Origin of the sequence: Rhizobium sp. BK456, assembly GCF_014194045.1 — a bacterium.
Taxonomy (GTDB): Bacteria; Pseudomonadota; Alphaproteobacteria; order Rhizobiales; family Rhizobiaceae; genus Rhizobium; species Rhizobium redzepovicii.
Genome location: NZ_JACIAO010000002.1, coordinates 132,331 through 156,637, shown reverse-complemented (window position 1 = coordinate 156,637; position 24,307 = coordinate 132,331). Strand labels below are relative to the sequence as shown.

Sequence of the window (24,307 nt, the reverse complement as noted above, 5' to 3'; positions counted from 1 at the left end):
GGAACCTCGGATTGGCGTGGTCGTTACCCAAACGCAACCCCAGCAAAGGAGAAGCAAAATGTACAAGATCCTACTTGTCTCCAGCGCCCTTGCGCTGTCGTCTTTTGCCACCAATGCGTTCGCTGATGGCGCCGTGACCGGTGCAGCCGGCGGCGCCATCACCGGCGCGATCGTCGGTGGCCCCGTGGGTGCTGCCATTGGCGGCGTGGCCGGCGGTGTCGCCGGTGCCGTTGTCGATCCGCCGCCGCGCGAGGTCGTCACCTATGTCCAGCAGCAGCCTGCCCCGACCGCCTCGGTGGTGGTCCAGGAGCCCATCGTCGTCGGCAAGCCGCTTCCGGCTGATATCGTCGTGACGCCGGTGCCCGACAATCCGAAATATGCCTACACCGTCATCAACGATCGCCATGTGATCGTCGAGCCGCGCACCCACCGTGTGGTTCAGGTGATAGAATAATCAAGCAACCGAAGCCGCCTGCTGCGGCTCGGCAACTTCCGGCCCCGCCTCGGCGGGGCCCTTTTTCGTGAGATTGCGGAAACGCATTATGCTTGTCGCCGGTTCATGCCCTGTAAGCGACGAGCACGGCGCCGCCGGCGATCATGATAACGCCGAGCCAGTTGGGAAGCGTCAGGCGTTCACCCAGGAAGAGCACCGCGAAGACGGCCACGAAGACGACGGATAGCTTGTCGATCGGGGCGACCCGCGCAGCATCCCCGAGCTTCAGAGCTCGGAAATAGCAAATCCAGGATGCGCCGGTGGCAAGGCCGGAGAGCACCAGGAAGAGCCAGCTCCTGCTCGACACCAAAGACGGTTCCTGCCAATTGCCAGTGATGGAGACCATCATTCCCGCCGCCAGCAGGATAACGATGGTGCGAATGAAGGTCGCGAAGTCGGAATTGACGTTCTCGACGCCGACCTTGGCGAAAATCGCCGTGAGCGCTGCAAAGCCCGCGGAAAGAAGCGCCCAAAGCGGCCAGCTTGTCAGAAGGCTTTTCATGCGGCTTGTCCTTGCGCGTTACACCTGATCGGAAAGCAGATCAGACCTTCAGCTCGCGCCGCTCGCGCTCGGTCACCATGGCGAGATCCAGCACCTTCTGCAGGTTGGCGGCGTGGCGAAAGTTCGGGTCGGGCTGGATACCGGTTGCCACGGCCTCGGCAAAACGCTCGTAGTTGGTCGCCACCGGTTCAACCTCGATCTGCGTCCAGGTAGCGGTTTCGACACCCTCCCCAAGGCAGCCATGCAGTTCCGAACCGCTGGGGCGGTGGATGACCTCAAGGCTGCCTTTTTCGCCGTAGATGCGCAACTTCAGCTCGTTCAGATGGCCCGTCGCCCAGCGGCTGGCGTGGATGACGCCGAGTGCACCATTGGCGAAATCGACCGACATGGTGAAGCTGTCATTGGCATCCAGCATATATTCGCCGATCTGTCCGCCCGGCGCCTTATTGAAGGTCTTCAATCGTGCAAAGACGTGGTCGATATCGGTCGCTGCGCCATAGGCGGCGAAATCGAGGATATGGATGCCGACATCGCCAAGCACGCCGTTCGAGCCGTGGCCGGTGGAAAGCCGCCACAGCCAGGTCGATTCCGTGCGCCAATCGCCCCAGGCACGCGACACGAGCCAGCTCTGCAGATAGGAGGCTTCCACATGCCTGATCGTACCGAGCTCGCCTGATAGCACCATCTCGCGGGCGCGCTGCAACGGCGCGACATTGCGGTAGGTCAGGTTCACCATGTTGATGACGCCGGCCTTTTCGGCCGCCTCCGTCATCTCCAGCGCCTTCGCATAGTTCTCCGCCAGCGGCTTTTCGCAGAACACATGTTTGCCGGCAGCAATCAGCGCCATGGTCGTCGGGTGGTGGATCCGGTCGGGCGTGACATTCGTCGCCGCATCGAATTCACCCCAGGCGATCGCCTCGTCCAGGGAAAGAAACCGTTTTTCGATATTGAACTTGTCGGCGAAGGCGGAAAGCCGTTCGGGATCGGTGTCGACGGCGCCGACCACCGTCACGCCGTCGATGAGAGAGAAGCGGGCAAGCTGGTTTTTCGCCATCACTCCGGTGCCAAGAACGAGTAGTCGCATGGATGCTCCTCAGCGGTAACCGGCTTCGCCGGCCTGATGCAGTTTCGGGCCGCGTTCGACGATCGGTTCCAGGGCCCTTTCTACCGGCACATTTGGGGCGTCGGTAATGCCAGTCAACGACCCTTGCGGGTTGTACGCCCATTTGACGCCGTTGATCAGCACCTTTTGAACAGTGGCGTCGTGATAGGTCGGATAGGTCTCGTGGCCGGGGCGGAAGTAGAAGATGTTGCCGGCGCCGCGCCGCCAGGTCAGGCCGGAGCGGAACACTTCGCCGCCCTGGAACCAGGAGATGAACACCGTTTCGAGCGGCTCCGGCACCGAGAACTGCTCGCCATACATCTCCTCGTTCTCGAGTTCGAAATGCTCGCCGATGCCGGCGGCGATCGGATGGCGCGGATTGATCGTCCACAGCCGCTCACGCTCGCCCGCCTCGCGCCATTTCAGCGCGCAGGGCGTGCCCATCAGCCGCTTGAAGATTTTCGAGAAATGGCCCGAATGCAGCACAAGCAGGCCCATGCCTTCCCAGACGCGCTTGGCGACGCGCTCGACGACGAGGTCGGAGACAGCGCCGTGATCCTTGTGGCCCCACCAGGTCAGCACGTCGGTTTCGGCAAGGCGGGCTTCGCTGAGGCCGTGTTCCGGCTCCTGCAGCGTCGCCGTCGTCGCGGAGATGGCGGGATCGGTGTTCAGCGCATTGGCGATCGTCGTGTGCATGCCCTCAGGGTAGATCCCCCGGACGATTGCATTGGTAGTCTCGTGGATATTCTCTCCCCAGACGACGGTGCGAATGGCCATGATGTGCTCCTGCGGAAACTGGAAGTATCGAGAGGTGGGAAGGCGGATTCAAAGCGCTTTGGAAAACAGCGCCGATTGCGCCTCGTCTCCTCCACGTCTCAGCAACACATAGACCTTTGTCAGGAATTTGACAAAGGGGAAAATTTATCGGCGGGATTCTGGCAATGCTGCACGCAATATCACAGCAATATCAATGGGAAACGGATTTGGAAAAGAGATTGACGACGACAACGCCTGAAATGATCAGTCCAAGCCCGACGATCGCCGGCAGATCAAGACGCTGCCTGAAGAAGACCAGGCCGACCGAGGAAATCAGCACGATTCCCAAAGCGCTCCAAATCGCATAGGCGATGCCGACGGGGATGCTTTTCAGCGTCAGCGACAGGCAATAGAAGGCGGCCGCATAACAGGCGACGACGAGCGCCGTCGGCCCGATTCGGGTAAACTGCTGCGACAGCTGCAGCGCGGTCGTGCCGATGACCTCGAGCACGATGGCAGCAAACAACAGCCCGTAGACGGCGGTTTGGCTCATGGCGAAATTCCTTCGGATTATTTCCCGGTCAGTTCGATAAGGCGATCGATGAGATCCCGTCTCAGAACGCCGTCGATATCATGGCTTTCCAGCGTATCCGCAAACCACAGCCCATCGGCGGCGAAACGCACGAGCTGTGCGTCGAGGGAAGAATCGGTGCCCACATATTCCTCCGCCCGCGCCTGCACCCATCGGCGCCAGCGAAGGCGTAGCCGGGGTTCGGCAAGAAGCGCGATCGTCACCTGCGTCCAACTCCTGGAATCCTCGGGACGATCCCTGAGACCGGATACGGCCCTCACATAGGCGCGGGTGAAGCGGCCCTGCGGCAGCGGATCGCCGCGCATCAGTTCCTCTATATCGGCGTCGAACTTTTCAAGCAGGCTCTCGAACAGGGCATCAAGCAGCGCATTCTTCGTCGGGAAGTGATGCAGCAGCCCGCCCTTGCTGACGCTGGAGGCGGCGGACACCGCATCGAGCGTGACGGCGGCCATGCCTTCGCTGGCAGCAAGGCGCGCCGCGACATCCAGCAACTGCTGGCGCACAAGGACGGGTTGCTTCTTGCGATGGTGAGCGTTCGACATGCGATTAAAAGATACCGTCCGGACGGTTTTGTCAAGGAGAATCGGTCGAAACCCCTGTGCTACAGGCATTATGTGCAAAATGCCGCGGCAGCTTGATGACAGTTGCGATCATATTACCCCCGGTGCATGAAAGAGATTGTGTGGGGAATGACATTTGGATGGTTTCGTGACGGAGAAGGTCACCACTCTATATGAAGCGATCGGCGGCGATCCCGTGGTGCGGGCGCTGACGCACCGTTTCTACGAACTGATGGACAAGCTGCCGGAGGCAGGCAACGTCCGCGCCGTGCACCCGCCGAGCCTTCACGGCAGCGAAGAGAAATTCTACGAATATATGAGCGGCTATCTCGGCGGCCCGCCGCTCTATACCGACAAGCGCGGCCATCCACGCCTGCGCAGTCGCCATTTCGTCGCCGAGATCGGCCCCGTCGAGCGCGACGAGTGGCTGCTCTGCTTCCGCCGCGCCCTCGACGAGACGATATCAAGCCAGGCGCTGCGCGACCTCATCTGGGCGCCGGTGGAGCGGCTCGCCTATCACATGCAGAACGAGGAATGACCATGAGCCTGAATGCGCGCCTGGAGCCAGTGCTCTATCTTTTTGCCGGCCTGTTCGGCGTCGCCGGCGTGGCTCTTGCTGCACTTGCCGCCCATGGCGGCGGCGAAGCCAACCTGGCGGCATCCGCCTCCGCCATGTGCCTCGCGCACGCTCCTGCGCTGCTGGCATTGGCTCTTGGCACCGCCAAGCTCAAAACCGCCTGGCTGGCCGGTTTGCTCATGATTGTCGGAGCGCTGCTCTTTGCCGGCGACCTCATGACCCTGCGTTTCACCGGCGCCGGTCTCTTCCCCTATGCCGCCCCGACCGGTGGCTGGGCGATGATGCTGGGCTGGCTGGCCGTTGCCGCCGGCGCGGTCTTGCGCGAACGGCGTTGAGGAAGTTGGGAAGCTTGACTTCCTGGTTCTGAGCATGGGCCACATCAGAGTAGCCATCCGCAAATTGGGCGGCTGTCGGGAAGCCCTACCTCTCCTCCCTCATTCCTGTGCTTGTCACAGGAATCCAGTGCGCCCAAGTCTTTGGGCGCGGAAGACCCTCTTCAGGTCCTATAGGTCATTCACGGCGCGGACGCGCCGTAGCTGGATTGCTGTGACAAGCACAGGAATGAGGGAGGGTGAGGAATGCCTCGCCTTCCCCCTGCAAAATCGCACGAACCCCGTTATATGCCCTCGACGACTTTGAAACCTTCGAAAACAGGCGGGCCCTTGTACATGGCCTTGCGGTCGCCGGCATTGCGGTGCGCCGCGCGAAAATTCTCGGACTTCGTCCAATTCTGGAAATCCGCTTCGCTCGTCCAGACCGTGTGCGAGGAATAGAGCGTATAGCCCTCCTCTTCGCTGGCCTTGCCGCGCAGCAGGCGGAATTCGACGAAACCGGGTACCTTGGCCAGGCTGGAATCGCGATTGCGCCAGACTGTCTCGAAATCACCTTCGTTCCCGGCTGTGACCTTGAAGCGGTTCATTGCGATATACATGCGATCTCCTTACGCCTTCCTCTTGCCGGCCCTTGCCGCATACGAGGGAAAGGCGACAACATTATCGCCGTGTGCCGCCGCCGGGCCAAGCGGCCTCGTCGCCGCTTCTCCGGGCATGCGCGCTTCCCAGGTCGGGAACAGCGCCACATTCTGGTAGATCTCCTGGCGTTCGGCATGCTGCCGGAAAAGTTCGTGGAGCTCGGGCACGAGGCCCTCGCCCGTCTGCGCGGCAAGCTTGTGCAGGCCGATCATGGTGAAGCCGTCGGGACGCTGGTCGCTCATCGGGAATTGTCTCGCTCGTTCATCGTCTGCAGCGCACGCTCAAGGCTGGACTTGCTGCCGTTGCGCAGCGGGATAAAGGCCTTGCCGAACTTTTTGCAGCCGGTCTTCACGCGCAGGCAGGCATCGTGGCTGATACAGTCGATCGGGCAGAAGACGCAGTCGACCGAAGGCAGCACGGTATCGATTCGGGACACCGCTTCGCGCAGGCCGCCGTCATGATGAAGGAGTTCGGCGCCAAAATTGCTGGCGATCTGGCGAAGGTGCGCCACCTGGCAATCACGCCCGCCGACATAGAGGAAACTGCGGCCATCCAGTTTGGAACGCCCGGCGGACGCCTGAGCAACGCCCTCGCCCGCGACGTCGCGGACCTCCCGGTTCGATCCCTTCTTGCCCTTGCGAGCCATATACCACCCGTTCACTCGTTGATCGTCACACGATTCCTGCGTGTGCGGGTGGACCTTATTAAACTTGATTTTTGGAGTAAAGTATAAAGTTGATTATTTTTATCATATTTATCGCGAGCTGACCTGAACCTCCTGGATAAAGCTCCAACTGGCCTTACCCCACTCAGGCGGCAACGGCGGAAACGGCGCGGCGCGGCGCACACCATCGAGAGCAGCCTTGTCCAAATCTGGAATACCCGAGCTGCCGGCGACGGAGACTGACGACAACCTGCCGGTTCCATCGATCGTCAATCTGAGACGCACCGAAATCGCCTCGCCCATCCTCTTGTATTCGTCAGGCACTCGAACTGCGCGGCGAATACGCTTCTGCACTTTGCCAGGATAATTGGCTACAGCGGCGCTTCCAACGCCATCACCTCTGCCTGATGTCGTTGACATGCCATTAAATGCAGGCGCGTCCTGACCAGTCGTTACGCCTCTATCCGAATCCCGCCGGTCCGTGCCGTTTTTTCCACCTGTAGGCTCCGCCTTTTTCCGAGACGGCTTTTTTTCATCCGGCTTCGGCTTTTCGACCTTCTTGGGTTTCGGCTCCGGCTTTTCTTCGGGTTCGGGAGAAACTTCGGCAGTCTCGACGGGCTTCACTTCCTCTGGCCGAACTTCAGTTGGCGGCACCGCAACCGCCGTCTGTTCTGGTGCCGCAGTCGGCAAGATATCGGGCACCGGCTGTTCCGGCACCACCGTTGCCATGGGCTGAGCGACGAAAGTGTCGGCGGGATTCTGAGAAACAAGAATCTCCGGCTCCGCAGCCACAGCTGACTCAGGCGAAACACGCGTTACTTCTTGAGCAGGCTGAATCGCTTCTGCAGACTCGATCTCAACTGGTTGTGCCTGCTCGGGCTGCATCTCTGTCGGCTGAAGTTCGTCAGTCTCAGTCGTCGATTGAACCGTCTCCGGCTTGACTTCCTCCGCGGCAATTTCATCTGGCTTCAATTCCAGCTCTGGATCACCTGCCGAAGTCTGATCGACATCGGAGTCGCCATACACGATGACGCTGACGGCCTCCCCGGCGTCTTCAATCACTTCGGTCGGTGGCTGCGGCATGACCAAGGCAAGAGCGACCACCAAACTTACATGGAAGATCAGGGAGCAGATGCAGGTCAGCGTCAGCCGCCGTCGCACCGGCTTCTTCTCGTCATCCTGCTTTTCCACCGCCGCATCCATCGGCGGCGCGGAGAGCGGAGCGACCGGTGCGGTTTCCGGATGGTCGGGAAAGGAGGATATCTGCGCAAAACGCGTGTAGTGGATCACCGTTTCGCCGGCTGGCTGCAGCTGCGCATTGCGCAGTTCGGAAAGCTCATGGCCAGGATGCATGCCGGGCATATTGTCGTTCAGGCTACTATCGGCGTCCGCCTCCCCGATGAGCACCTGTCTCGATCTGGACTTCGCTGAAATCGCCATTGTGTACGCCTTAGACAGCCTGAAATATGCCCGCCGGAGATCATCCCCGGCGTTATCTTAGCCCTCGAAGGGAACCGAAATCTGCGAGTGGGTGACGAGACCCTTCATGCATTCGCCCGCAGCCGGCCCGTCGCAGACCGGCGTGTCGTTGATCAGGATGCGGGTCACGCTCTCGCATTTGACATTCGGCATATCGAACTGGCGCACGCGCTTCTTGCCCTGCGGCAGATCGCGGAAATCGAGCACGGTGATGCGGTCGACGGCATTCTTGTCGTTGAAGAAGGCTAGCTCGAAGGAGACCTTGTTGATGGCGGCGGGCAAGTGATTCAGCGCCACGAAGGTCATCATGCAGCCCTTTTGCGAGGGCGCGAGCGCATTGAGTTCGACATCGAGGGAAGATGCCGGTGCCGCCTCCTGCGCCTGACATACGCTTGAAATCGCCATCGCCATGCCGGCTGCAACAGCCGCAAACCTACCTGTCATAAAACCTTCTCCGTCATCGGCCCGAGCCGCCCGCAGGCAGCTCCTATCAGCAATTTCGAAAACTTGACCGTAATAGTATCCTATTGCGTCTTTAAAAAACTATGAGTAAGAAAGTCAAGATAAATGTCATCACAACCGGGGCCCCAGATCCCCGGCCTCACGGAATTGCCAACCGAAATGATGGTTGAAAAGCCAGATAACTTTAAGCACGTGCCGCTGCCGAGCGAGCCCGCGGCGCAGCACCGGATCCTCGAAAGCGCAGATCTTTTCCGCGGCGCGAACGAGATCATGATCAGACACGAGGGCGTGACCTATCGCCTGAAGATCACCCGTCAGGGCAAGCTCATTCTCAATAAGTAAGGCCAATAGTAGGTAAGACATGACCGAACAGACAAGACCGGCGCCAGCCGAAATCCGGGCGTTTCGCGCCGAGAATCCGAAGATGCGCGAGCGCGATATCGCCGCCCAGCTGAAGATTTCCGAGGCGGCCCTCGTCGCCGCCGAAACCGGCATCAGCGTCACCCGCATCGATGGCAGTGCGCTGAAATTTCTCGAACGCGTCGCGAGCCTCGGCGAAGTGATGGCGCTGTCGCGCAACGAAAGTGCCGTGCACGAAAAGATCGGCGTCTTCGAAAACATCAAAAGCGGCATACAGGCCGCAATCGTTCTCGGCGAGAATATCGACCTGCGCATCTTCCCGAGCCGCTGGGAACATGGCTTCGCCGTATCGAAGAAGGATGGCGATCAGCTGCGCCTTAGCCTGCAATATTTCGACAAGGCGGGCAACGCCGTGCACAAGGTGCACCTGCGCCCCAATTCGAATGTCGAGGCCTATCACACGCTGGTCGCCGCGTTGAAGCTGGAAGACCAGTCGCAGGACTTCGTCGAGGCCGAGACCTCAGAGACCGTCGATGAAACCGCCGACGTCAGCCGCGACGAGCTGCGCGACAACTGGAGCAGGCTCACTGACACGCACGAGTTCTTCGGCATGTTGAAGCGCCTGAAGATCGGCCGCCAGGCGGCCGTGCGCAGCGTCGGCGACGACTATGCCTGGAAGCTCGATAACAGCGCGACCGCGGAGATGATGCATGGCTCGGTGAAATCCGGCCCGCCGATCATGTGCTTCGTCGCCAATGACGGCATCGTCCAGATCCATTCCGGCCCGATCTTCAACGTTCAGGCCATGGGCCCATGGATCAATATCATGGACCCGACCTTCCATCTGCATCTGCGCCAGGATCACATCGCCGAGACTTGGGCGGTGCGCAAGCCGACCAAGGACGGCCACGTCACCTCGCTTGAGGCTTACAATATGCAAGGCGAGATGATCATCCAGTTCTTCGGCAAACGGAAGGAAGGGTCCGACGAACGCGCCGAGTGGCGCGAGATCATGGAAAACCTGCCGCGGGCAGCAAGTGTCGCCGCATAAGGATTGCAACGATGACGATGCGTAACAATCTGCGCCGGATCCGCCCCTGGCAATTGGCCCTGACGGCGGCCGTCATGGCACTGCCGCTGATCCCGTCGGCACCGGCGCTCAAAGGCCTCGCCTTCGTCCGCCCCGCCCACGCCGAGGAAAAGAAGCTCAACACCTCGCGCCTGGTTTCCGTCGGCGGCGATATCACCGAGATCGTCTATGCGCTCGGCGAGGAAAGCCGGTTGATCGCCCGCGACACGACGAGCACCTATCCGGAGGCGGCGCTGAAGCTGCCCAACGTCGGTTACATGCGGGCGCTCTCGCCTGAAGGCATCCTTGCCATGAACCCGACGGCGATCATCGCCGTCGAGGGGTCAGGCCCGAAGGAGGCGCTGGCCGTCCTGAAAAATGCCAGCGTGCCCTTCGAGACCGTGCCGAGCCCTTTTACCCGCGATGGCATCATCGCCAAGATCGATCGCGTCGGCGCGCTGCTTAACGTGCCCGAAAAGGCGAAGACGCTGGAGGAAAAGGTAGCGGCTGATCTCGATGCGGCGATCACTGAGGCCGAAAAGCGCCCGGAGGCCGAACGCAAGCGCGTTCTCTTCATCCTCAGCGCCCAGAACGGCCGGATCATGGCATCGGGCACCGGCACGGCGGCCGATGGCATCGTCAAGCTCGCCGGCGCCATCAACGCCATCGGCGCATTCCCAGGTTACAAGCCGCTGACGGACGAAGCGATCATCGAAGCCAAGCCCGACATCATCCTGATGATCAACCGTGGCGATGGCGCCGGCACCACGAACGAGGACTTGCTGGCTCAGCCGGCGATCGCGTTGACGCCGGCTGGCGAGAAGAAGGCGATCATCCGCATGGACGGCATCTACCTGCTCGGCTTCGGCCCGCGCACCGCAGCCGCCGCGCGTGAGCTCAACGCGGCGATCTACGGGGGCTGATCATGGCCCTGCCGCAAGCCATGATGGAACAAAGGCGACCACTGCCGATGGCGGAGATCAGCGCAAACCGGCAAGCGGGCGACAGAACGAGGCTCGCCTCTTTGGTCATCGTGTTGCTCGTTATCGGCTCCGTCTTCTCGATGCTGTTTTCGGTAACGACGGGCGCCTCGGATGCCTCGATCCTCGACGTTGTCGGCAACATGGCCGGTTCCGAGGCAGCACTGAGCACACGTGACCGGATCATCATCTTCGACATCCGTCTGCCAAGAGCGATCCTCAGCTTCCTGATCGGCGCCTCGCTGGCCGTTTCCGGCACGGTGATGCAGGGGCTGTTCCGCAATCCGCTAGCCGATCCCGGTCTCGTCGGCGTCTCTTCAGGCGCAAGCCTCGGTGCGGTCACCATGATCGTGCTCGGCGGCAGCCTTGCAGCGCCGCTTCAGGCACTTCTCGGCGTCTATGCCCTGCCGGCGGCCGCCTTTGGCGGCGGTCTCTTCACGACGCTGCTGCTCTACAGGATCGCTACCCGTCACGGCCAGACCTCGGTGGCGACGATGCTGCTGGCCGGCATCGCGCTCGGCGCGCTCACGCTCGCCCTCACCGGCCTGCTGATCTACCTGGCCAACGACCAGCAGCTGCGCGACCTGACATTCTGGAGCATGGGATCGCTGGCCGGCGCCACATGGACGAAGATCGCCGCCGCCGTGCCGATCATCCTGTTGTCTTTCACCGCCCTGCCCTTCATGGCTCGCGGCCTCAATGCCATCACGCTCGGCGAGGCCGCCGCCTTTCATATGGGCGTGCCGGTGCAGCGGCTGAAGAATGTCGCTGTCGTCGGCGTCGCCGCAGCGACCGGTGCGTCCGTCGCCGCCAGCGGCGGCATCGGTTTCGTCGGCATCGTCGTGCCGCATATCCTGCGTATGGCGATCGGCCCGGACCATCGTTTCCTGCTGCCGGCCGCAGCTCTGCTCGGTGGCTCTCTGCTGATTTTCGCCGATGTCCTGGCGCGCACCTTGGTCGCCCCGGCCGAGCTGCCGATCGGCATCATCACCGCGGCAGTCGGCGGGCCGTTCTTCCTGTGGATTCTGCTGAAGCAGCGTTCGCGCCTTGCCCTGTGAGCGCTGTCGTGAGTGACGAGATGATCGAAGTGTCCGGCCTCTCCGTGCGCCTTTCCGGCAAGACCATCATCAGCGACGTCACTTTTACGGCCAAGGCCGGCGAGCTGACGGCGATCGCCGGGCCGAACGGGTCCGGCAAGACGACGACGATGAAAGCCATATCGGGCGAGCTTGCCTATGGTGGCTCGGTGCGCATCGGCGGCGACGAGGTGAAGGAGCTGAAACCCTGGCAGCTTGCCGCCATTCGCGGTGTGCTGCCGCAGGCAAGCACCATCTCCTTTCCCTTCACCGTGCGCGAGATCGTCCGCATGGGCCTCACATCGGGCATCAACCTCAATCCCGACAAGGCCGAGCAGACGGCAGCCGCCGCACTTGCATCAGTCGACCTGACCGGCTTCGAAGGCCGTTTCTATCAAGAACTATCCGGCGGCGAGCAGCAGCGCGTTCAGCTTGCCCGCGTGCTCTGCCAGATCGCCGCGCCTGTCGTCGACGGCAAACCTTGCTGGCTGCTGCTCGACGAGCCGGTCTCAAGTCTCGACATCAGCCACCAGCTGACGATCATGACGCTTGCCCGCAATTTCTGCGAACGCGGCGGCGGCGTCATCGCCGTCATGCATGATCTCAACCTGACAGCGCTCTTCGCCGACCGCATCGTGCTGATGAAATCCGGCCGCCTCGCCGTTGCCGGCGGCATCGGTGACGTGTTGAGGGACGAGACCATGCTCTCGGTATTCGGCTGCGCGCTACGAATCAACCAGGTGCCGGCCGACGGCACGCCCTTCATACTCGCCCACAGCGCCGTTTCCCAGCGCTGACCGCCCGCGCGGCGGAACTTTTGCCCGCCCGGGACGTTTTCGGCAGTGATTTGGGTCAATGCCGCGCGATATCTTTCATGCAACGGACGGTGGTGACCCCAGTGCGAAATAGGCGGGCTTGCGCGCGCCCCAGCCAATGGAGACAGCCATGAGCTATTCTATCTTCCAGTCCGGCCGCAGCCGCCGCAACGGCACCTTTCACAATCTGGAATCCGGCATCGAGGAGCAGGTCGAGGCGCTGCGCGACGAACTCGCGGAACTGACGCGCCTGGTCGGCAAGAATTCACGTCACCAGAGCGAGAAAATCCGCAGCCAGGCTGGCGCCGGTTATGAGGAACTGCTCAGCCGCAGCGAGGATCTCTTACGCGAATTGCAGCACGGCTATGAGCGCGGCACGACCGAAATGCGCGACACCGTGCGCAAACATCCGCTGGCAACCCTCGGTGCGGCAGCCGCTTTCGGCCTCGCCATCGCCTTCCTAGCCCGCCGCTGAGGAAGCGCAATGCTGTCGATCCTCAGTCTCGTGACGGGCGCAAGCGTGCACCGAACCGTTGCACGCGCCAAGCGCAATAGCATCATCGTCGCGCTCGCCGCGCTTTTTCTCCTCACCGCCTATGCGCTGGCTGTGACCGCCGGCGCCATCTGGCTCGCCGGCATCTACGGCGCGTTAGGCGCGGTTCTCTTTCTCGCCGCCTGCGCACTGCTGATCGCCATCATTGCGCTAGTGGTGATGGCGGTTATCAATACCCGGGAAAAGCGTCGCGCCCGCGAGCGCCGCGCCGCACTGGAATCGATGGCAGCAGTCGGCCTCGGCCTAATCCGCGCCCAGCCGCTCCTGACCGCCGGCGTACTGGCGGCCATCGTCGCGGCCAATCTGGTGGGGACGAAGCGGGAGGATTGATGGCTGGGACAAGGCGTCCACCCTGACCCCTTTTTCAAAACCAGGGAGAAGGCCACTCAATTGGTATGGGATGGATGCTTTAACGGTTGATCCCATCTCTCCAGCCTTCAGTTTCCTGCTGTCCGGAGCGGCGCGCGAAGTCCACTCATGCTTCGGCCGTTGAGCATCAAGCCGGAGGAGTCTGGGGCAGGCCAGAGCCGGATAGCTGCTCTACAGTCCGATTGCCAGCCCCTCGGGAGAGTTTTATCTCGAGTGGGTATTGGCGATGCCACGCCGTATGCGGTTTAACAGTTCGTGGAGAACTGCTCATGAACGCCGGTACTCCTCCTCGTGCGCCTGAAAAAATAGGCAAGGACGGTCAGCCCATCCTCCCTCATTCCTGTGCTCGTAACAGGGATCCAGCCACGGAGCGTCCGCGCCGTGAATGAATTGATCACCGAAAAAAGTCTTTCGCGCCCAAGGACTTGGGCGCGCTGGATTCCTGTGACCAGCACAGGAATTAGTTGGAGAGGGAGTGCCCTGATGGCGTCGGCCAAGCAGATGCTCGTTCTGCTCGGCAACCGACAACGCCGGAAAAGCCGGAGCCTAACAGGGCAACCGGCTTGCTCAAAACGCAAACGCCTTCGACGTCAGCGGTGCAGAGGTGGCATCCGGGCCGAAATCGGCTTCGCCTGAAATCTGCAGCAATTCCTGCAGCCGCTGGCGGGCGCGGTTGACGCGGCTCTTGATGGTGCCGACGGCGCAGCCGCAGATTTCGGCCGCTTCCTCGTAGGAAAAACCCGAGGCACCGACGAGGATGATCGCCTCGCGCTGATCCGGCGGTAGCTGGTCGAGCGCCTTCTTGAAGTCCTGCAGATCGAGGGCGCCGTATTGCGAGGGGTGCATCGCCATCGATTCCGTGAACAGCCCGTCGCTGTCTTGGATCTCGCGGCCGCTCTTGCGCATCTGGCTATAGAGTTCGTTACGCAGGATCGTGAAGAGCCAAGCCTTCATATTGGTGCCCATCTCGAAATGATCCTGCTTGGCCCAGGCCTTCATGATGGTGTCCTGGACGAGATCATCGGCACGATCATGCCGCCCGATCAGCGAAATGGCGAAGGCGCGGAGACTTGGGAGGGCCGCCAGCAGTTCCCGCTTGAAGCTGGGTTGCGCTTTATCTTCCATGCGCATGATCCTATTCGGCCATCTTGGCAGAAGCCATCATTTCGGCATGGTCAAGCTTTTCGAGAAGGTCGAGGAAACGATCGGGAATCGCCTCCTCCTGCGCGGAGGCATAGAGCGACCGTAGCCTGACGCCGATCTGATTGTTCGGGTCCAGGATATCGCTTGCCCGCAGCTCCAGCTTGCGCTGATCGGCTGCATCTTTCTTGCGTGTCGTCATCAATTCGTCTTCTCGCCGGTTGTCTGTTGGGGCGCGCACGGGGCTGATCGCGATTTCAACCATCCACCGAGCCTTCGCTTGTCGATGTCGCTGGCATATTTTGCTGGATGGGTCAAAACGCTACGCCCTTTCTTCGTCGGCTTGATAATGCGGCGCGACAAAAAAAGTTCCTGCCGTTCCGGAACTTTTTTATCAAGGCGGCGTTAATCGGTCATTGGAGCCAATGACCGGCCTGCATACGGGAGCCCTTAATGACACTTTCCACTCGAATTGCGCCGCACCTGCCTTATCTGCGCCGCTATTCCCGCGCCCTTACCGGCACTCAGACTTCGGGCGACGCTTATGTCGCCGCCGTTCTCGAAGCTATCATCGCCGATCTCACCATTTTCCCGGATACGGCGAATGACCGGGTGGCACTCTACAAACTGTTTACACAATTGTTTGGTTCCACCGCCGTCCAGATTCCAGAGCCGACTTCGCCCTATGCCTGGGAACAGCGCGCCACCCTGAACCTATCCAAGGTTTCGCCGGGCGCCAGACAGGCCTTCCTGCTTGCCTCCGTGGAGAATTTCCGCGTCGCCGAGATCGGCGAAATCCTGGAACTCGACGAACAGGACGTCATGCGTCTGCTCGACATGGCCTCGCAGGAGATTTCCCGTCAGGTCGCGACCGACATCATGATCATCGAGGACGAACCGCTGATCGCCATGGATATCGAGCAAATGGTCGAAAGCCTCGGCCATCGCGTCACCGGCATTGCCCGCACCCATGCCGAGGCAGTGGCGCTCTACAACATGACCAAACCGAGCATGGTGCTGGCCGACATCCAACTGGCCGACGGCAGCTCCGGCATCGACGCCGTCAACGACATTCTCAAGACCTCGAGCGTGCCGGTGATCTTCATTACCGCCTTCCCGGAAAGGCTTCTGACCGGCGAGCGCCCGGAACCGACTTTCCTTGTTACCAAGCCGTTCAACCCAGACATGGTCAAGGCGTTGATCAGCCAAGCTCTTTTCTTCAACGAATCGACCAGAGTGGCCGCCTGAGACGCAATTTTCCGGCCTTCGGAACCAAATCGCCAAAGCAGACGTTCCGGTGCTACCGGGACGCTCCGCTGCTTTAACGGTTTTTGCAGCGCTTTGTTCTAAAGTTGACGGGCGGCGTCTCTATGGGCGCTTCCTTCAGCAACGTTCAAGATGTCACAAGGAAAGGCGGCCGAGTGAGTACGACTGAACCATTGTCCGGCATGCCTTTTACCTTCGAGGGCAAAGCCGCAATGATGGAGCGCGCGCTCGGCAGCGCCGGGATTTCAATCCTCTGCCAGGATGCCCGGCTGGCAATCTTCTATGTCGAAAATCTGCCGCCGCATTTCGCTGCACTTTTCACGCCCGGCGACGGTGATGCTGCCCTGTTCGGCGACGCGCACGGCCGGTATCTGACGACGCTGAAATACAAGGTGCTGGAAACCGGTATGCCCAACAATGCCGAGGTCGAGATCGACGTCGACGGCGAAATGCGCACCTATGAGTTGAAGATCCAGCGCACCGGCAAACGCGGCACCCATGGACTTCTGTCGGTGATGGCGGAAGTCACCGAAAGCCGGCATCGTGAAAAAGTCCTGAAATCGCTGTTGCGCGAACTTTCGCACCGCTCCAAGAACCTTCTCGCCATCATCCAGGGCATCGCCACGCAGACGGCGCGCAACACGCTCTCCCTCGACAGCTTCCTGCTCAAATTCCGCGGACGGCTGCAATCGCTGTCCAACTCGCAGGATCTGATCACCGATTCAAGCTGGCGCGGTGCCTATCTCTTCGAACTGGCCGAAAAGCAATTCGCTCCCTACTGGCCGGAAACGGCCGGCTCCATGCCGATCTACGGCATCAATGCCCATCTGACTCCGAATGCCGCCGTGCATCTCGGGCTCGCCCTCCACGAACTCATCGTTAACTCCGCCTCCTATGGCGCGATATCCGGTGGCGCCGCCTCGATCACCTTGAATTGCCGCGACGCCATGATCGGCGACAGGAAGGCGATCGAAGTCACCTGGGCCGAGGTGCTGCAGAACCAGGCGGAAGTCCACGAATTCAGCGACAACAGCTTCGGCCGCACCGTGCTCGAGCGTGTCGTGCCCTCGTCGGTCAACGGCAAGGCGGAGCTCAATCTCGTTCCCGGCCGCATCGAATATCGTCTGACTATTCCGGAAACCGAATTCGAAATCTTCAAGCGCGTGTGAAAGCCTGACGCCTAAAGCGCGTCGCGTCAAATTTGATCATGCGACGCGCTTTAGCTCTTTGTTTTTACGCATCTCGTTGCCGCAAAACCGCTGCACACTTTTGCGCGACATGCTCCAGGAAACGGGACTGCCGAACGGAAAAACAGCCGGTGCGAGGGCGGCGCACCGGCTGTCTTCACTCACCGGGAGGGGACCGTGAGTACGTCCGGATAGTGGGTTGGGGGCGCGCATGTTGGGTCGATGCGATCACCATCCGGATATCGCAATAACGACGACCTCCGACATTGGTTCCCTCCACCGACAAAAATATTCGACTTTTTTGAATCTTTTTTCGGATGTGCTTCTGCCGCCGCCCGCGCAATCATTTTGCCGATAGGCACGTGCATAAATTAAGGCGATAAAACAGATACTTGCCTCGATGCGTCGAAGGCAAGTCCGTCAAAATTTTACCGTTTGATAAATTTTTAAACCTGAGTTACGCTTCCCTCACAGGCCGTTTACCAATAATGAGGGAACTTCAATGGAACGACTGGAAACTGGGATTCATGCCGGCCGGCTTTCGCCCGCCGAGTATGAGGCTAATTTTTCCGATCTTCATCCGCGCCTCGACAATCACGAGGCGCTGGTCGCCGCCGACCGCTGTTATTTCTGTTATGACGCGCCGTGCATGACGGCCTGTCCCACCTCGATCGACATTCCGCTGTTCATCCGCCAGATTTCGACCGGCAATCCGATCGGCTCGGCCAAGACGATCTTCGACCAGAACATCCTCGGCGGCATGTGCGCCCGCGTCTGTCCCACCGAAGAGCTGTGCGAACAGGCCTGTGTGCGCAACACGGCCGAAGAACGCCCTGTCGAGATCGGCCGCCTGCAGCGTTATGCGACCGATACCGCCATGCAGGCCGGCAGGCAGTTCTACGCCAGGGCCGAAGCATCAGGCAAGACGATCGCCGTCGTCGGCGCCGGACCGGCCGGCCTTGCCGCCGCCCATCGACTGGCCGTGAAAGGCCATTCCGTCGTCATCTATGATGCCAGGGAAAAATCCGGCGGCCTCAACGAATACGGCATCGCCACCTATAAGACGGTCGACGATTTCGCCCAGGCGGAAGTCGACTATGTGCTTTCGATCGGCGGCATCGAGGTTCGCCACGGCGCCCTTCTCGGCCGCGATTTTTCGCTTGCCGATCTGCAGGCGCAATATGACGCCGTCTTCCTCGGCATCGGCCTTGCCGGCGTTAATGCGCTGCGCATCGACGGCGAGAACCTCGCCGGCGTCGACGACGCCGTCGATTTCATCGCCGCACTGCGCCAAGCCGAAGACAAGAGCCAGATCGCCATCGGTCGCCGTGTCGTCGTCCTCGGCGGCGGCATGACGGCGATCGACGCTGCCGTCCAGGCCAAGCTGCTCGGCGCCGAGGAGGTGACGATCTGTTACCGCCGTGGCAAGGAGCACATGAACGCGTCGGAATATGAGCAGGATCTGGCAAGCTCCAAGGGTGTCATCATCCGCCACTGGCTGGCGCCGAAATCGATCCTTTCGCAGGACGGCAAGGTCGCCGCCATCGAGGTGGAATATACCAGGATCCTCGAAGGTCGCCTCATCGGCACCGGCGAAACCGGCGTGATCGCCGCCGACCAGATCTTCAAGGCGATCGGCCAGAGCTTTGATGCCTCCGCCCTCGGTTCGCTGCGCATGGAATCCGGCCGCATCGCCGTCGATGCCGAAGGCCACACCTCGCTCGACGGTGTCTGGGCCGGCGGCGACTGCGTCTTCGGCGGCGACGATCTCACGGTTTCCGCCGTCGCTCACGGCCGCGACGCGGCTGAATCCATCCATCGCACCCTCACCGCAGCAGCCGCTCCGGCTGTCGCGGTTGCCTGAAGGGGAGAATGAAAAATGGCTGATCTCCGCAATAATTTCGTCGGCATCAAGTCGCCTAACCCGTTCTGGCTGGCCTCCGCGCCGCCGACCGACAAGGCTTATAACGTCGAGCGCGCCTTCAAGGCCGGCTGGGGCGGTGTGGTCTGGAAGACGCTCGGCGAGGAAGGCCCGCCCGTCGTCAACGTCAACGGCCCGCGCTACGGCGCGATCTGGGGCGCCGACCGCCGCCTGCTGGGCCTCAACAATATCGAGCTCATCACCGACCGCGACCTCTACACCAATCTCAGGGAAATGAAACAGGTCAAGATGAACTGGCCTGATCGGGCGCTGATCGCCTCGATCATGGTGCCCTGCGAGGAACAGGCCTGGAAATCGATCCTGCCGCTCGTCGAAGAGACCGGCGCCGACGGCGTCGAACTCAATTTCGGCTGTCCGCACGGCATGTCGGAGCGCGGCATGGGCTCCGCCGTCGGCCAGGTGCCGGAATATATCGAGATGGTCGTGCGCTGGTGCAAGCAGTACACCCGCATGCCCATCATCACCAAGCTGACGCCGAATATCACCGATGTCCGCCGCCCCGCCCGCGCCGCCAAGGCCGGCGGCACCGATGCCGTCTCGCTGATCAACACGATCAATTCGATCGTCTCGGTCGATCTCGACAACTTCGCCCCAAACCCGACAGTAGGCGGCAAGGGCAGCCATGGCGGCTATTGCGGCCCGGCGGTCAAGCCGATCGCGCTGAACATGGTGGCCGAGATCGCCCGCGATCCCGAAACCTACGGCCTGCCGATCTCCGGCATCGGCGGCATCACCACCTGGCGGGACGCCGCCGAATTCCTCGTTCTCGGCGCCGGCAACGTCCAGGTCTGCACCGCGGCGATGACCTACGGTTTCAAGATCGTGCAGGAGATGATTTCCGGTCTTTCCGACTGGATGGACGAAAAAGGCCATCGCAGCCTCGACGATATCACCGGCCGCGCCGTACCTAACGTCACCGACTGGCAGTATCTGAACCTCAACTATATCGCCAAGGCGAAGATCGACCAGGACGCCTGCATCAAATGCGGCCGCTGCCACATCGCCTGCGAGGACACCTCCCACCAGGCGATCACCAACGTCGTCAACGGCCTGCGCCATTTCGAAGTGATCGAGGAGGAATGCGTCGGCTGCAATCTCTGCGTCAACGTCTGTCCGGTCGAGAACTGCATCACCATGGAGCCGCTTGCCGCCGGCACCCTCGACAAACGCACCGGCCGTACTGTCGACCCGAACTACGCCAACTGGACGACACACCCGAACAACCCGATGGCCCGCCAGGCGGCGGAGTGATCGGTTTGACACGCCGCGGAGAAAACCACTCCGCGGCGTTGCCCGGAGCCGGTAATAGAGTTAGGGGGTTCATGCTGCACGATCGCAGCGTGTAACCGCAGAGGAGGCAGCCATGGCTCGCAAACACCTCACCGACTTCAGCTTTTGAGGTCACGTCGAAACGACGTAAATCCTTCCCGTCCGAAGCCCGGGTCAAGACCGGCTCGCAGATCATTCATGGCGACGTTGAACTGATCGAAAAACTCGGCCGCAACGATCCCTGCCCCTGCGGTTCCAGGAGGCGGCTTCAAGAACTGCTGCCTACGATCCGGCCGCTTTGACGGCATCGAAAGGGATCACTATTTTTAGAGACCGCGATTGAACGTGGACGGCGCCCTCCATCGAAGGGCGCCGTCTATTGCCGCGTTCAGGTCGCGAAGTGAGACAGAAATGCAAGCGTGAGGTGGGTCAAAGACCGAACGACCGCCTGTAAGCGCTCGGGCTCGTCCCGAGCCGCTTGCGAAAATGATGCCGCATCGTCGCCAGCGTGCCGAAGCCGCTTGATATCGCGATGTCGTCGAGCGACACCGCAAGCTCTTTCTCGAGAAGGTCACGGGCATGGCGCAGCCGCTCCTTCAGCAGCCATTCGCCGACACTGAGACCCGTCGTCGCCTCGAACCGGCGCTGGAAGGTGCGCATGCTCATGCCCGCTCTTTTCGCAAGCAGGCTGATCGGCTGCTCCTTAGAAAGATTTCCACGCATCCATTCGATCAGCGGTCCCAAGCGAATGCCCTCACGCTCTTCAGGAACCGGCGCGCTGATGAACTGCGCCTGTCCGCCTTCGCGGTGCGGCGGCACGACAAGGCGGCGGGCGACGCTGTTTGCCGCCTCCGCGCCGAAATCGCCACGCACCACATGCAGGCAGAGATCAATGCCGGCAGCACTGCCCGCGGCCGTCAGCAGGCTGCCTTCATCGATGTAGAGAACGCCGGCATCGAGCGCAATATCGGGATAACGCGCGGCGATCGGAGCGACGTAGCGCCAATGCGTCGTCGCTTTGCGGTTGGCAAGCAGTCCGCATCCGGCCAGAACCGCAATGCCGGAGCAGAGCGACATGATGCGCGCGCCGCGCTGATGCGCTGCCCTCAGCGCTGCGGCGAGCGGCTCGGGCACCGGCGCATCTATCGCCCGCCAGCCTGGCACGACGATCAGATCCGCCTCATCAAGCACCTCCAGGCCATTGTTGACCCCGACCGTCAGCCCTCCTGCAGCGCGAAGCGGCCCGGGCTCGATGCCGCAGACAAGAAAACGATACCAGCCTTCGCCCATCTCCGGGCGCGGCAGGCCGAAGACCTCGTAGGCGATGCCGAATTCGAAGGTGCAGAGCCCGTCATAGGCAAGGGCTGCGACCAACGGTCCTGTCGTCTGCTGTGGTGAAAAGTTTGGCATGATCTTTACGCTGTCGGTCATGATGGCCAATTTCGCAAAGCTCTAGCATCGGCGATACCAGGCGGCAACTCCAACATGGAAAGGAAAGACCGATGCCAAGCCCCGTCGCCGAAATCCCTGCCGCCGAGCCTGATCTCGCAGCATCCCACTATGCCGCCAAGCTCGCCTTCGAAACCGATTGCTCGGATGTCCACGCCGCCTTTGCCGGCGCCAAAGTCGATTTCATTCTCCTCGACGTGCGCTCGCCGGCACTGTTTGCGCAGTCCCACCTGCCGGGAGCGGTCAACCTGCCGCACGGCAAGATGACCGCGCACCGCATGTCGGAATGGGCAAAGGACACCCTCTTCGTCGTCTATTGCGCCGGTCCCCATTGCAACGGCGCCGACAAGGCCGCTTTCCGCCTCGCCAGGTTGGGCCTCAAGGCCAAGCTGATGATCGGCGGCATGACCGGCTGGGCCGACGAGGGTTTCGCCTTCGAAAGCCAAGCCGTTGCCGCCGAATAGAAAAACGCTCCCCTCTGAGGGAAGGGAGCGCATTCTCAGAACTCGATGACGACCTTGCCGAACGGGCCGCGATAGAGATGATCGAGCGCCTGCGGCAATTCCTCGAAAGAATAGCGCCTGTCGATCGCGGGCTTCAGCCCGGTCTGATCGACAGCCCGCACCATATCCTCCAGCGCCCGGCGATGGCCGACGGTAATTCCCTGCACGACAGGCGCTTTGAGAAGCAATGGCGCCACGGGAGCCGACACTTCGAAACCTTCGAACACGCCGATCACCGAAATGCGGCCGTTGACCGCCACAGCCTTCAGCGCCTGGCCGAGATGCGGCCCGCCTACGATTTCGAGCACATGGTCGGCGCCATAATCGCCGGTCAGTTGATAGAGCTGCTCCACCCAGTTGCCCTCGTGCCGGTTGATCAGATGATCGGCGCCGAGGGCCGATGCACGTTCGAGCTTTTCGCCGCTGCCTGATGTGATGAAGACTTCGGCGCCATGCGCCTTGGCAATCTGCAGACCGAAGAGCGCTACACCGCCGGTTCCTTGGACCACCACCGTGTCGCCAGCCTTGAGCTTGCCGCATTCGACGAGCGCAAACCAAGCCGTCAGTCCAGCGCACGGCAATGTGCTTGCTTCGGCCGCATCGAGCGTTTTCGGTGCAAGCGAAAACCATTCCTCGGAAAGCACCGTGTGCTCGGAAAGTACACCAGGATAAAAGCCCCCGCGCGTCTGGTAAGGCGGGTTGCGGGCAGTACCAGGCCCGCGTCCGTCGATCCAATCCGGGGAAAAGGTGGAGATCACCCGATCGCCGGGTTTGAAGCGGGTGACCTCAGGCCCGACGGCATCGACCACGCCTGCCATGTCCGAGGCCGGCACGAAGGGGAATTGCAATGGCAGACCCATGCCGCTCTCAAGCACCAGCCTGTCGCGGAAATTGAGGGAGACGGCCTGCGTGCGCACCCGGATCATCGCGCCTGACACCTCGGGAATTCTACCCTCGCCGATCTTCAGATTGGCCAGCGGGCCGATGGCATCGGTCTGCCATTGTCTTGTCTTCTGCATTTTTATGCTCCTTCTCGATGGGCGGAGCAGCAGATATATCGTTGAATATTCCTCTCTAGTTGCGATATTAAATCGTCAGAATGGTGCCGTTTGGGAAACAAAGATGGAGCAGTTGAAGGGAATTTCGATTTTTGTCGAGACTGTCGAGGCTGGCGGTTTCTCTGCCGCCGCCGACCGGCTCCATCTCACCCGCTCGGCGGTCAGCAAGACGATTGCAAGGCTGGAAGAACGGCTCGGCGTCCGGCTCTTCAACCGCACGACCCGTGCCCAGAACCTGACTGACGAAGGCCGATTCTTCTACGAGCGCTGTCTGAGAGCGGTCGAGGAAATCCGCATCGGCGAGGCCCAGCTTGAATCGGGCAAGCGCGAAGTCCGCGGCCGTCTGCGCGTATCGATGCCGATGCTGTTTGGCCGCCATTGCGCCGCCCCGATCCTGGCCCGCCTGCTCGAAGACCATCCGGATCTCGAACTTGACCTCTCCTTCAGCGATCGCGTCGTCGATCTTCTGGAAGACGGTTTCGACCTCGCCGTTCGCAACGGCCCGCTGAAAGACAATCCCGACCTGATGGCGCGGGCGATCGCCCGACAGCCCATGACCGTCTGCGCTTCGCCCGCTTATCTGGAAAAATACGGGGTGCCGCAAACATTGGACGATATCGCCCATCACCAGGGCATCGTCTATCGCCGGGGTGATAACGACAAAGCTTGGACCTTTCCAGCTGTCGCGGGGCCTGCACGCGAAATTCTGCCGAAATCGCGACTGCGGCTCGACGATCTCGCCTCGATAGCCGACGCCGCTGTCGCAGGCCGAGGGCTTGCCTGGCTGACTTGCTGGCTGGTGCGCGACAGGGTCTTGTCGGGCGAACTTGTGCGGGTTCTGACCGATAGGCCGCCAAGCATCTTCGACGCCTATGCCGTCTGGCCGAGATCGCCCGTCATGCTGCCGAAGGTGCGCCTAGCCATCGATATGCTGGCGGCCGATCTACCGCGCCTGATGGGCTGACGTCCGGCTGCGCCTTTTCAACATTCGAAGGAGGCGAACAACGAGCTGCGAAGAAGAGGGGAAGCCCATGTTTTTCTATGGGTTTGTCTGGAAATACAGCGATGCTGCAATATATCGCCAATTTGCCATCCGGCATGAACGGCATCCTA

The 24,307-nt window shown here is 61.3% G+C and carries 31 protein-coding genes; 17 read left to right on the top strand and 14 right to left on the bottom strand.

The features are described 5' to 3' along the window. Positions 1 to 58 precede the first annotated feature (58 nt). On the top strand, positions 59 to 454 hold the full coding sequence (locus tag FHX03_RS07035; RefSeq protein ID WP_183853085.1) for a DUF1236 domain-containing protein: 396 nt from the start codon (positions 59 to 61) through the stop codon (positions 452 to 454). Positions 455 to 557: 103 nt separating this feature from the next. On the opposite strand, the gene FHX03_RS07030 is transcribed toward FHX03_RS07035, so the two are convergent. From FHX03_RS07030 to FHX03_RS07010, 5 genes are all read right to left on the bottom strand, one after another. Further along, complete coding sequence (locus tag FHX03_RS07030) at positions 558 to 995, bottom strand: EamA family transporter (RefSeq protein ID WP_183853083.1); 438 nt, start codon at positions 993 to 995, stop codon at positions 558 to 560. Between the two features lie 40 nt (positions 996 to 1,035). Continuing rightward, a complete protein-coding gene (locus tag FHX03_RS07025; RefSeq protein ID WP_183853081.1) occupies positions 1,036 to 2,079 on the bottom strand; it encodes a Gfo/Idh/MocA family protein in 1,044 nt (347 codons plus the stop codon). A 9-nt stretch (positions 2,080 to 2,088) separates the two neighbouring features. Next, positions 2,089 to 2,874, bottom strand: coding sequence for a ThuA domain-containing protein (locus FHX03_RS07020; RefSeq protein WP_183853079.1), 786 nt, complete (start codon positions 2,872 to 2,874; stop codon positions 2,089 to 2,091). A gap of 190 nt (positions 2,875 to 3,064) precedes the next feature. Beyond that, positions 3,065 to 3,406 carry a DMT family transporter gene (locus tag FHX03_RS07015; protein ID WP_183853077.1) on the bottom strand — a complete coding sequence of 114 codons (342 nt, stop codon included), beginning with the start codon at positions 3,404 to 3,406 and terminating at the stop codon, positions 3,065 to 3,067. 17 nt (positions 3,407 to 3,423) lie between these two features. Then, positions 3,424 to 3,987: a TetR/AcrR family transcriptional regulator gene (locus tag FHX03_RS07010; protein ID WP_097629079.1), complete on the bottom strand. Its 564-nt coding sequence runs from the start codon at positions 3,985 to 3,987 to the stop codon at positions 3,424 to 3,426. Between the two features lie 166 nt (positions 3,988 to 4,153). On the opposite strand from FHX03_RS07010, the gene FHX03_RS07005 reads away from it, so the two are divergent. Both FHX03_RS07005 and FHX03_RS07000 read left to right on the top strand, forming a co-directional pair. Beyond that, complete coding sequence (locus FHX03_RS07005; RefSeq protein WP_183853075.1) at positions 4,154 to 4,543, top strand: group II truncated hemoglobin; 390 nt, start codon at positions 4,154 to 4,156, stop codon at positions 4,541 to 4,543. Between the two features lie 2 nt (positions 4,544 to 4,545). Continuing rightward, entirely contained in the window at positions 4,546 to 4,917 is a 372-nt protein-coding gene (locus FHX03_RS07000; protein ID WP_183853073.1) for a DUF423 domain-containing protein, read from the top strand. A gap of 281 nt (positions 4,918 to 5,198) precedes the next feature. On the opposite strand, the gene FHX03_RS06995 is transcribed toward FHX03_RS07000, so the two are convergent. The 5 genes from FHX03_RS06995 to FHX03_RS06975 form a co-directional block, all read right to left on the bottom strand. Continuing rightward, complete coding sequence (locus FHX03_RS06995; RefSeq protein WP_183853071.1) at positions 5,199 to 5,513, bottom strand: antibiotic biosynthesis monooxygenase family protein; 315 nt, start codon at positions 5,511 to 5,513, stop codon at positions 5,199 to 5,201. Between the two features lie 9 nt (positions 5,514 to 5,522). After that, entirely contained in the window at positions 5,523 to 5,795 is a 273-nt protein-coding gene (locus tag FHX03_RS06990) for a hypothetical protein (protein ID WP_097629081.1), read from the bottom strand. Continuing rightward, positions 5,792 to 6,199: a DUF2325 domain-containing protein gene (locus FHX03_RS06985; RefSeq protein ID WP_003590644.1), complete on the bottom strand. Its 408-nt coding sequence runs from the start codon at positions 6,197 to 6,199 to the stop codon at positions 5,792 to 5,794. Before FHX03_RS06985 ends, FHX03_RS06990 begins: the two co-directional genes overlap by 4 nt. Positions 6,200 to 6,307: 108 nt before the next feature. Beyond that, positions 6,308 to 7,657 (bottom strand): cell envelope integrity protein TolA, encoded by a 1,350-nt coding sequence (locus tag FHX03_RS06980; protein ID WP_183853069.1) that lies wholly within the window; start codon positions 7,655 to 7,657, stop codon positions 6,308 to 6,310. Between the two features lie 57 nt (positions 7,658 to 7,714). Further along, positions 7,715 to 8,140, bottom strand: coding sequence for a hypothetical protein (locus tag FHX03_RS06975; RefSeq protein WP_183853067.1), 426 nt, complete (start codon positions 8,138 to 8,140; stop codon positions 7,715 to 7,717). Positions 8,141 to 8,317: 177 nt separating this feature from the next. Here FHX03_RS06975 and hemP point away from each other — a divergent pair, with 177 nt between their 5' ends. The 7 genes from hemP to FHX03_RS06940 all read left to right on the top strand — a co-directional run bounded on the left by hemP (position 8,318) and on the right by FHX03_RS06940 (position 13,341). Then, positions 8,318 to 8,500, top strand: coding sequence for a hemin uptake protein HemP (gene hemP / locus FHX03_RS06970; protein WP_183853434.1), 183 nt, complete (start codon positions 8,318 to 8,320; stop codon positions 8,498 to 8,500). A 19-nt stretch (positions 8,501 to 8,519) separates the two neighbouring features. Then, the gene (locus tag FHX03_RS06965) at positions 8,520 to 9,569 is read left to right on the top strand and encodes a hemin-degrading factor (protein WP_183853065.1); all 1,050 of its coding nucleotides are present in this window, start codon (positions 8,520 to 8,522) and stop codon (positions 9,567 to 9,569) included. Between the two features lie 11 nt (positions 9,570 to 9,580). After that, complete coding sequence (locus FHX03_RS06960; protein WP_183853063.1) at positions 9,581 to 10,510, top strand: hemin ABC transporter substrate-binding protein; 930 nt, start codon at positions 9,581 to 9,583, stop codon at positions 10,508 to 10,510. A gap of 2 nt (positions 10,511 to 10,512) precedes the next feature. Next, positions 10,513 to 11,625 (top strand): FecCD family ABC transporter permease, encoded by a 1,113-nt coding sequence (locus FHX03_RS06955; protein WP_183853061.1) that lies wholly within the window; start codon positions 10,513 to 10,515, stop codon positions 11,623 to 11,625. A 20-nt stretch (positions 11,626 to 11,645) separates the two neighbouring features. Beyond that, positions 11,646 to 12,440 carry a heme ABC transporter ATP-binding protein gene (locus FHX03_RS06950; RefSeq protein WP_183853433.1) on the top strand — a complete coding sequence of 265 codons (795 nt, stop codon included), beginning with the start codon at positions 11,646 to 11,648 and terminating at the stop codon, positions 12,438 to 12,440. Positions 12,441 to 12,588: 148 nt separating this feature from the next. Continuing rightward, positions 12,589 to 12,933, top strand: coding sequence for a DUF883 family protein (locus FHX03_RS06945; RefSeq protein ID WP_003590628.1), 345 nt, complete (start codon positions 12,589 to 12,591; stop codon positions 12,931 to 12,933). 9 nt (positions 12,934 to 12,942) lie between these two features. Then, positions 12,943 to 13,341, top strand: a complete 399-nt coding sequence (locus FHX03_RS06940) for a hypothetical protein (RefSeq protein WP_097629088.1) — start codon at positions 12,943 to 12,945, stop codon at positions 13,339 to 13,341. A 606-nt stretch (positions 13,342 to 13,947) separates the two neighbouring features. Here FHX03_RS06940 and FHX03_RS06935 read toward each other — a convergent pair. Then, positions 13,948 to 14,505, bottom strand: a complete 558-nt coding sequence (locus tag FHX03_RS06935) for an RNA polymerase sigma factor (RefSeq protein ID WP_003565924.1) — start codon at positions 14,503 to 14,505, stop codon at positions 13,948 to 13,950. Between the two features lie 10 nt (positions 14,506 to 14,515). Beyond that, positions 14,516 to 14,722, bottom strand: coding sequence for a NepR family anti-sigma factor (locus FHX03_RS06930; RefSeq protein ID WP_097629193.1), 207 nt, complete (start codon positions 14,720 to 14,722; stop codon positions 14,516 to 14,518). A 251-nt stretch (positions 14,723 to 14,973) separates the two neighbouring features. On the opposite strand from FHX03_RS06930, the gene FHX03_RS06925 reads away from it, so the two are divergent. The 5 genes from FHX03_RS06925 (at position 14,974) to FHX03_RS34895 (ending at position 20,486) form a co-directional block, all read left to right on the top strand. Continuing rightward, a complete protein-coding gene (locus FHX03_RS06925) occupies positions 14,974 to 15,768 on the top strand; it encodes a response regulator (RefSeq protein WP_183853059.1) in 795 nt (264 codons plus the stop codon). A 191-nt stretch (positions 15,769 to 15,959) separates the two neighbouring features. Next, complete coding sequence (locus tag FHX03_RS06920) at positions 15,960 to 16,955, top strand: sensor histidine kinase (RefSeq protein WP_183853432.1); 996 nt, start codon at positions 15,960 to 15,962, stop codon at positions 16,953 to 16,955. A gap of 520 nt (positions 16,956 to 17,475) precedes the next feature. Further along, a complete protein-coding gene (locus FHX03_RS06915; protein ID WP_183853057.1) occupies positions 17,476 to 18,837 on the top strand; it encodes an NAD(P)-dependent oxidoreductase in 1,362 nt (453 codons plus the stop codon). A 15-nt stretch (positions 18,838 to 18,852) separates the two neighbouring features. Then, positions 18,853 to 20,166, top strand: a complete 1,314-nt coding sequence (gene preA, locus FHX03_RS06910; RefSeq protein ID WP_097629090.1) for an NAD-dependent dihydropyrimidine dehydrogenase subunit PreA — start codon at positions 18,853 to 18,855, stop codon at positions 20,164 to 20,166. Positions 20,167 to 20,375: 209 nt separating this feature from the next. Beyond that, the gene (locus tag FHX03_RS34895; RefSeq protein WP_312865334.1) at positions 20,376 to 20,486 is read left to right on the top strand and encodes an SEC-C metal-binding domain-containing protein; all 111 of its coding nucleotides are present in this window, start codon (positions 20,376 to 20,378) and stop codon (positions 20,484 to 20,486) included. Positions 20,487 to 20,613: 127 nt separating this feature from the next. On the opposite strand, the gene ftrA is transcribed toward FHX03_RS34895, so the two are convergent. Then, positions 20,614 to 21,615 carry a transcriptional regulator FtrA gene (gene ftrA, locus FHX03_RS06900; protein WP_097629091.1) on the bottom strand — a complete coding sequence of 334 codons (1,002 nt, stop codon included), beginning with the start codon at positions 21,613 to 21,615 and terminating at the stop codon, positions 20,614 to 20,616. A 71-nt stretch (positions 21,616 to 21,686) separates the two neighbouring features. Between ftrA and FHX03_RS06895 the strand changes: the two genes are divergently transcribed. Next, complete coding sequence (locus tag FHX03_RS06895) at positions 21,687 to 22,097, top strand: rhodanese-like domain-containing protein (RefSeq protein ID WP_097629092.1); 411 nt, start codon at positions 21,687 to 21,689, stop codon at positions 22,095 to 22,097. Between the two features lie 35 nt (positions 22,098 to 22,132). Here FHX03_RS06895 and FHX03_RS06890 read toward each other — a convergent pair whose 3' ends face one another. Continuing rightward, positions 22,133 to 23,155, bottom strand: coding sequence for a zinc-dependent alcohol dehydrogenase family protein (locus FHX03_RS06890; protein WP_183853055.1), 1,023 nt, complete (start codon positions 23,153 to 23,155; stop codon positions 22,133 to 22,135). 103 nt (positions 23,156 to 23,258) lie between these two features. On the opposite strand from FHX03_RS06890, the gene FHX03_RS06885 reads away from it, so the two are divergent. Next, positions 23,259 to 24,158 carry a LysR family transcriptional regulator gene (locus FHX03_RS06885; protein ID WP_097629094.1) on the top strand — a complete coding sequence of 300 codons (900 nt, stop codon included), beginning with the start codon at positions 23,259 to 23,261 and terminating at the stop codon, positions 24,156 to 24,158. The last annotated feature ends 149 nt before the right edge of the window (positions 24,159 to 24,307 follow it).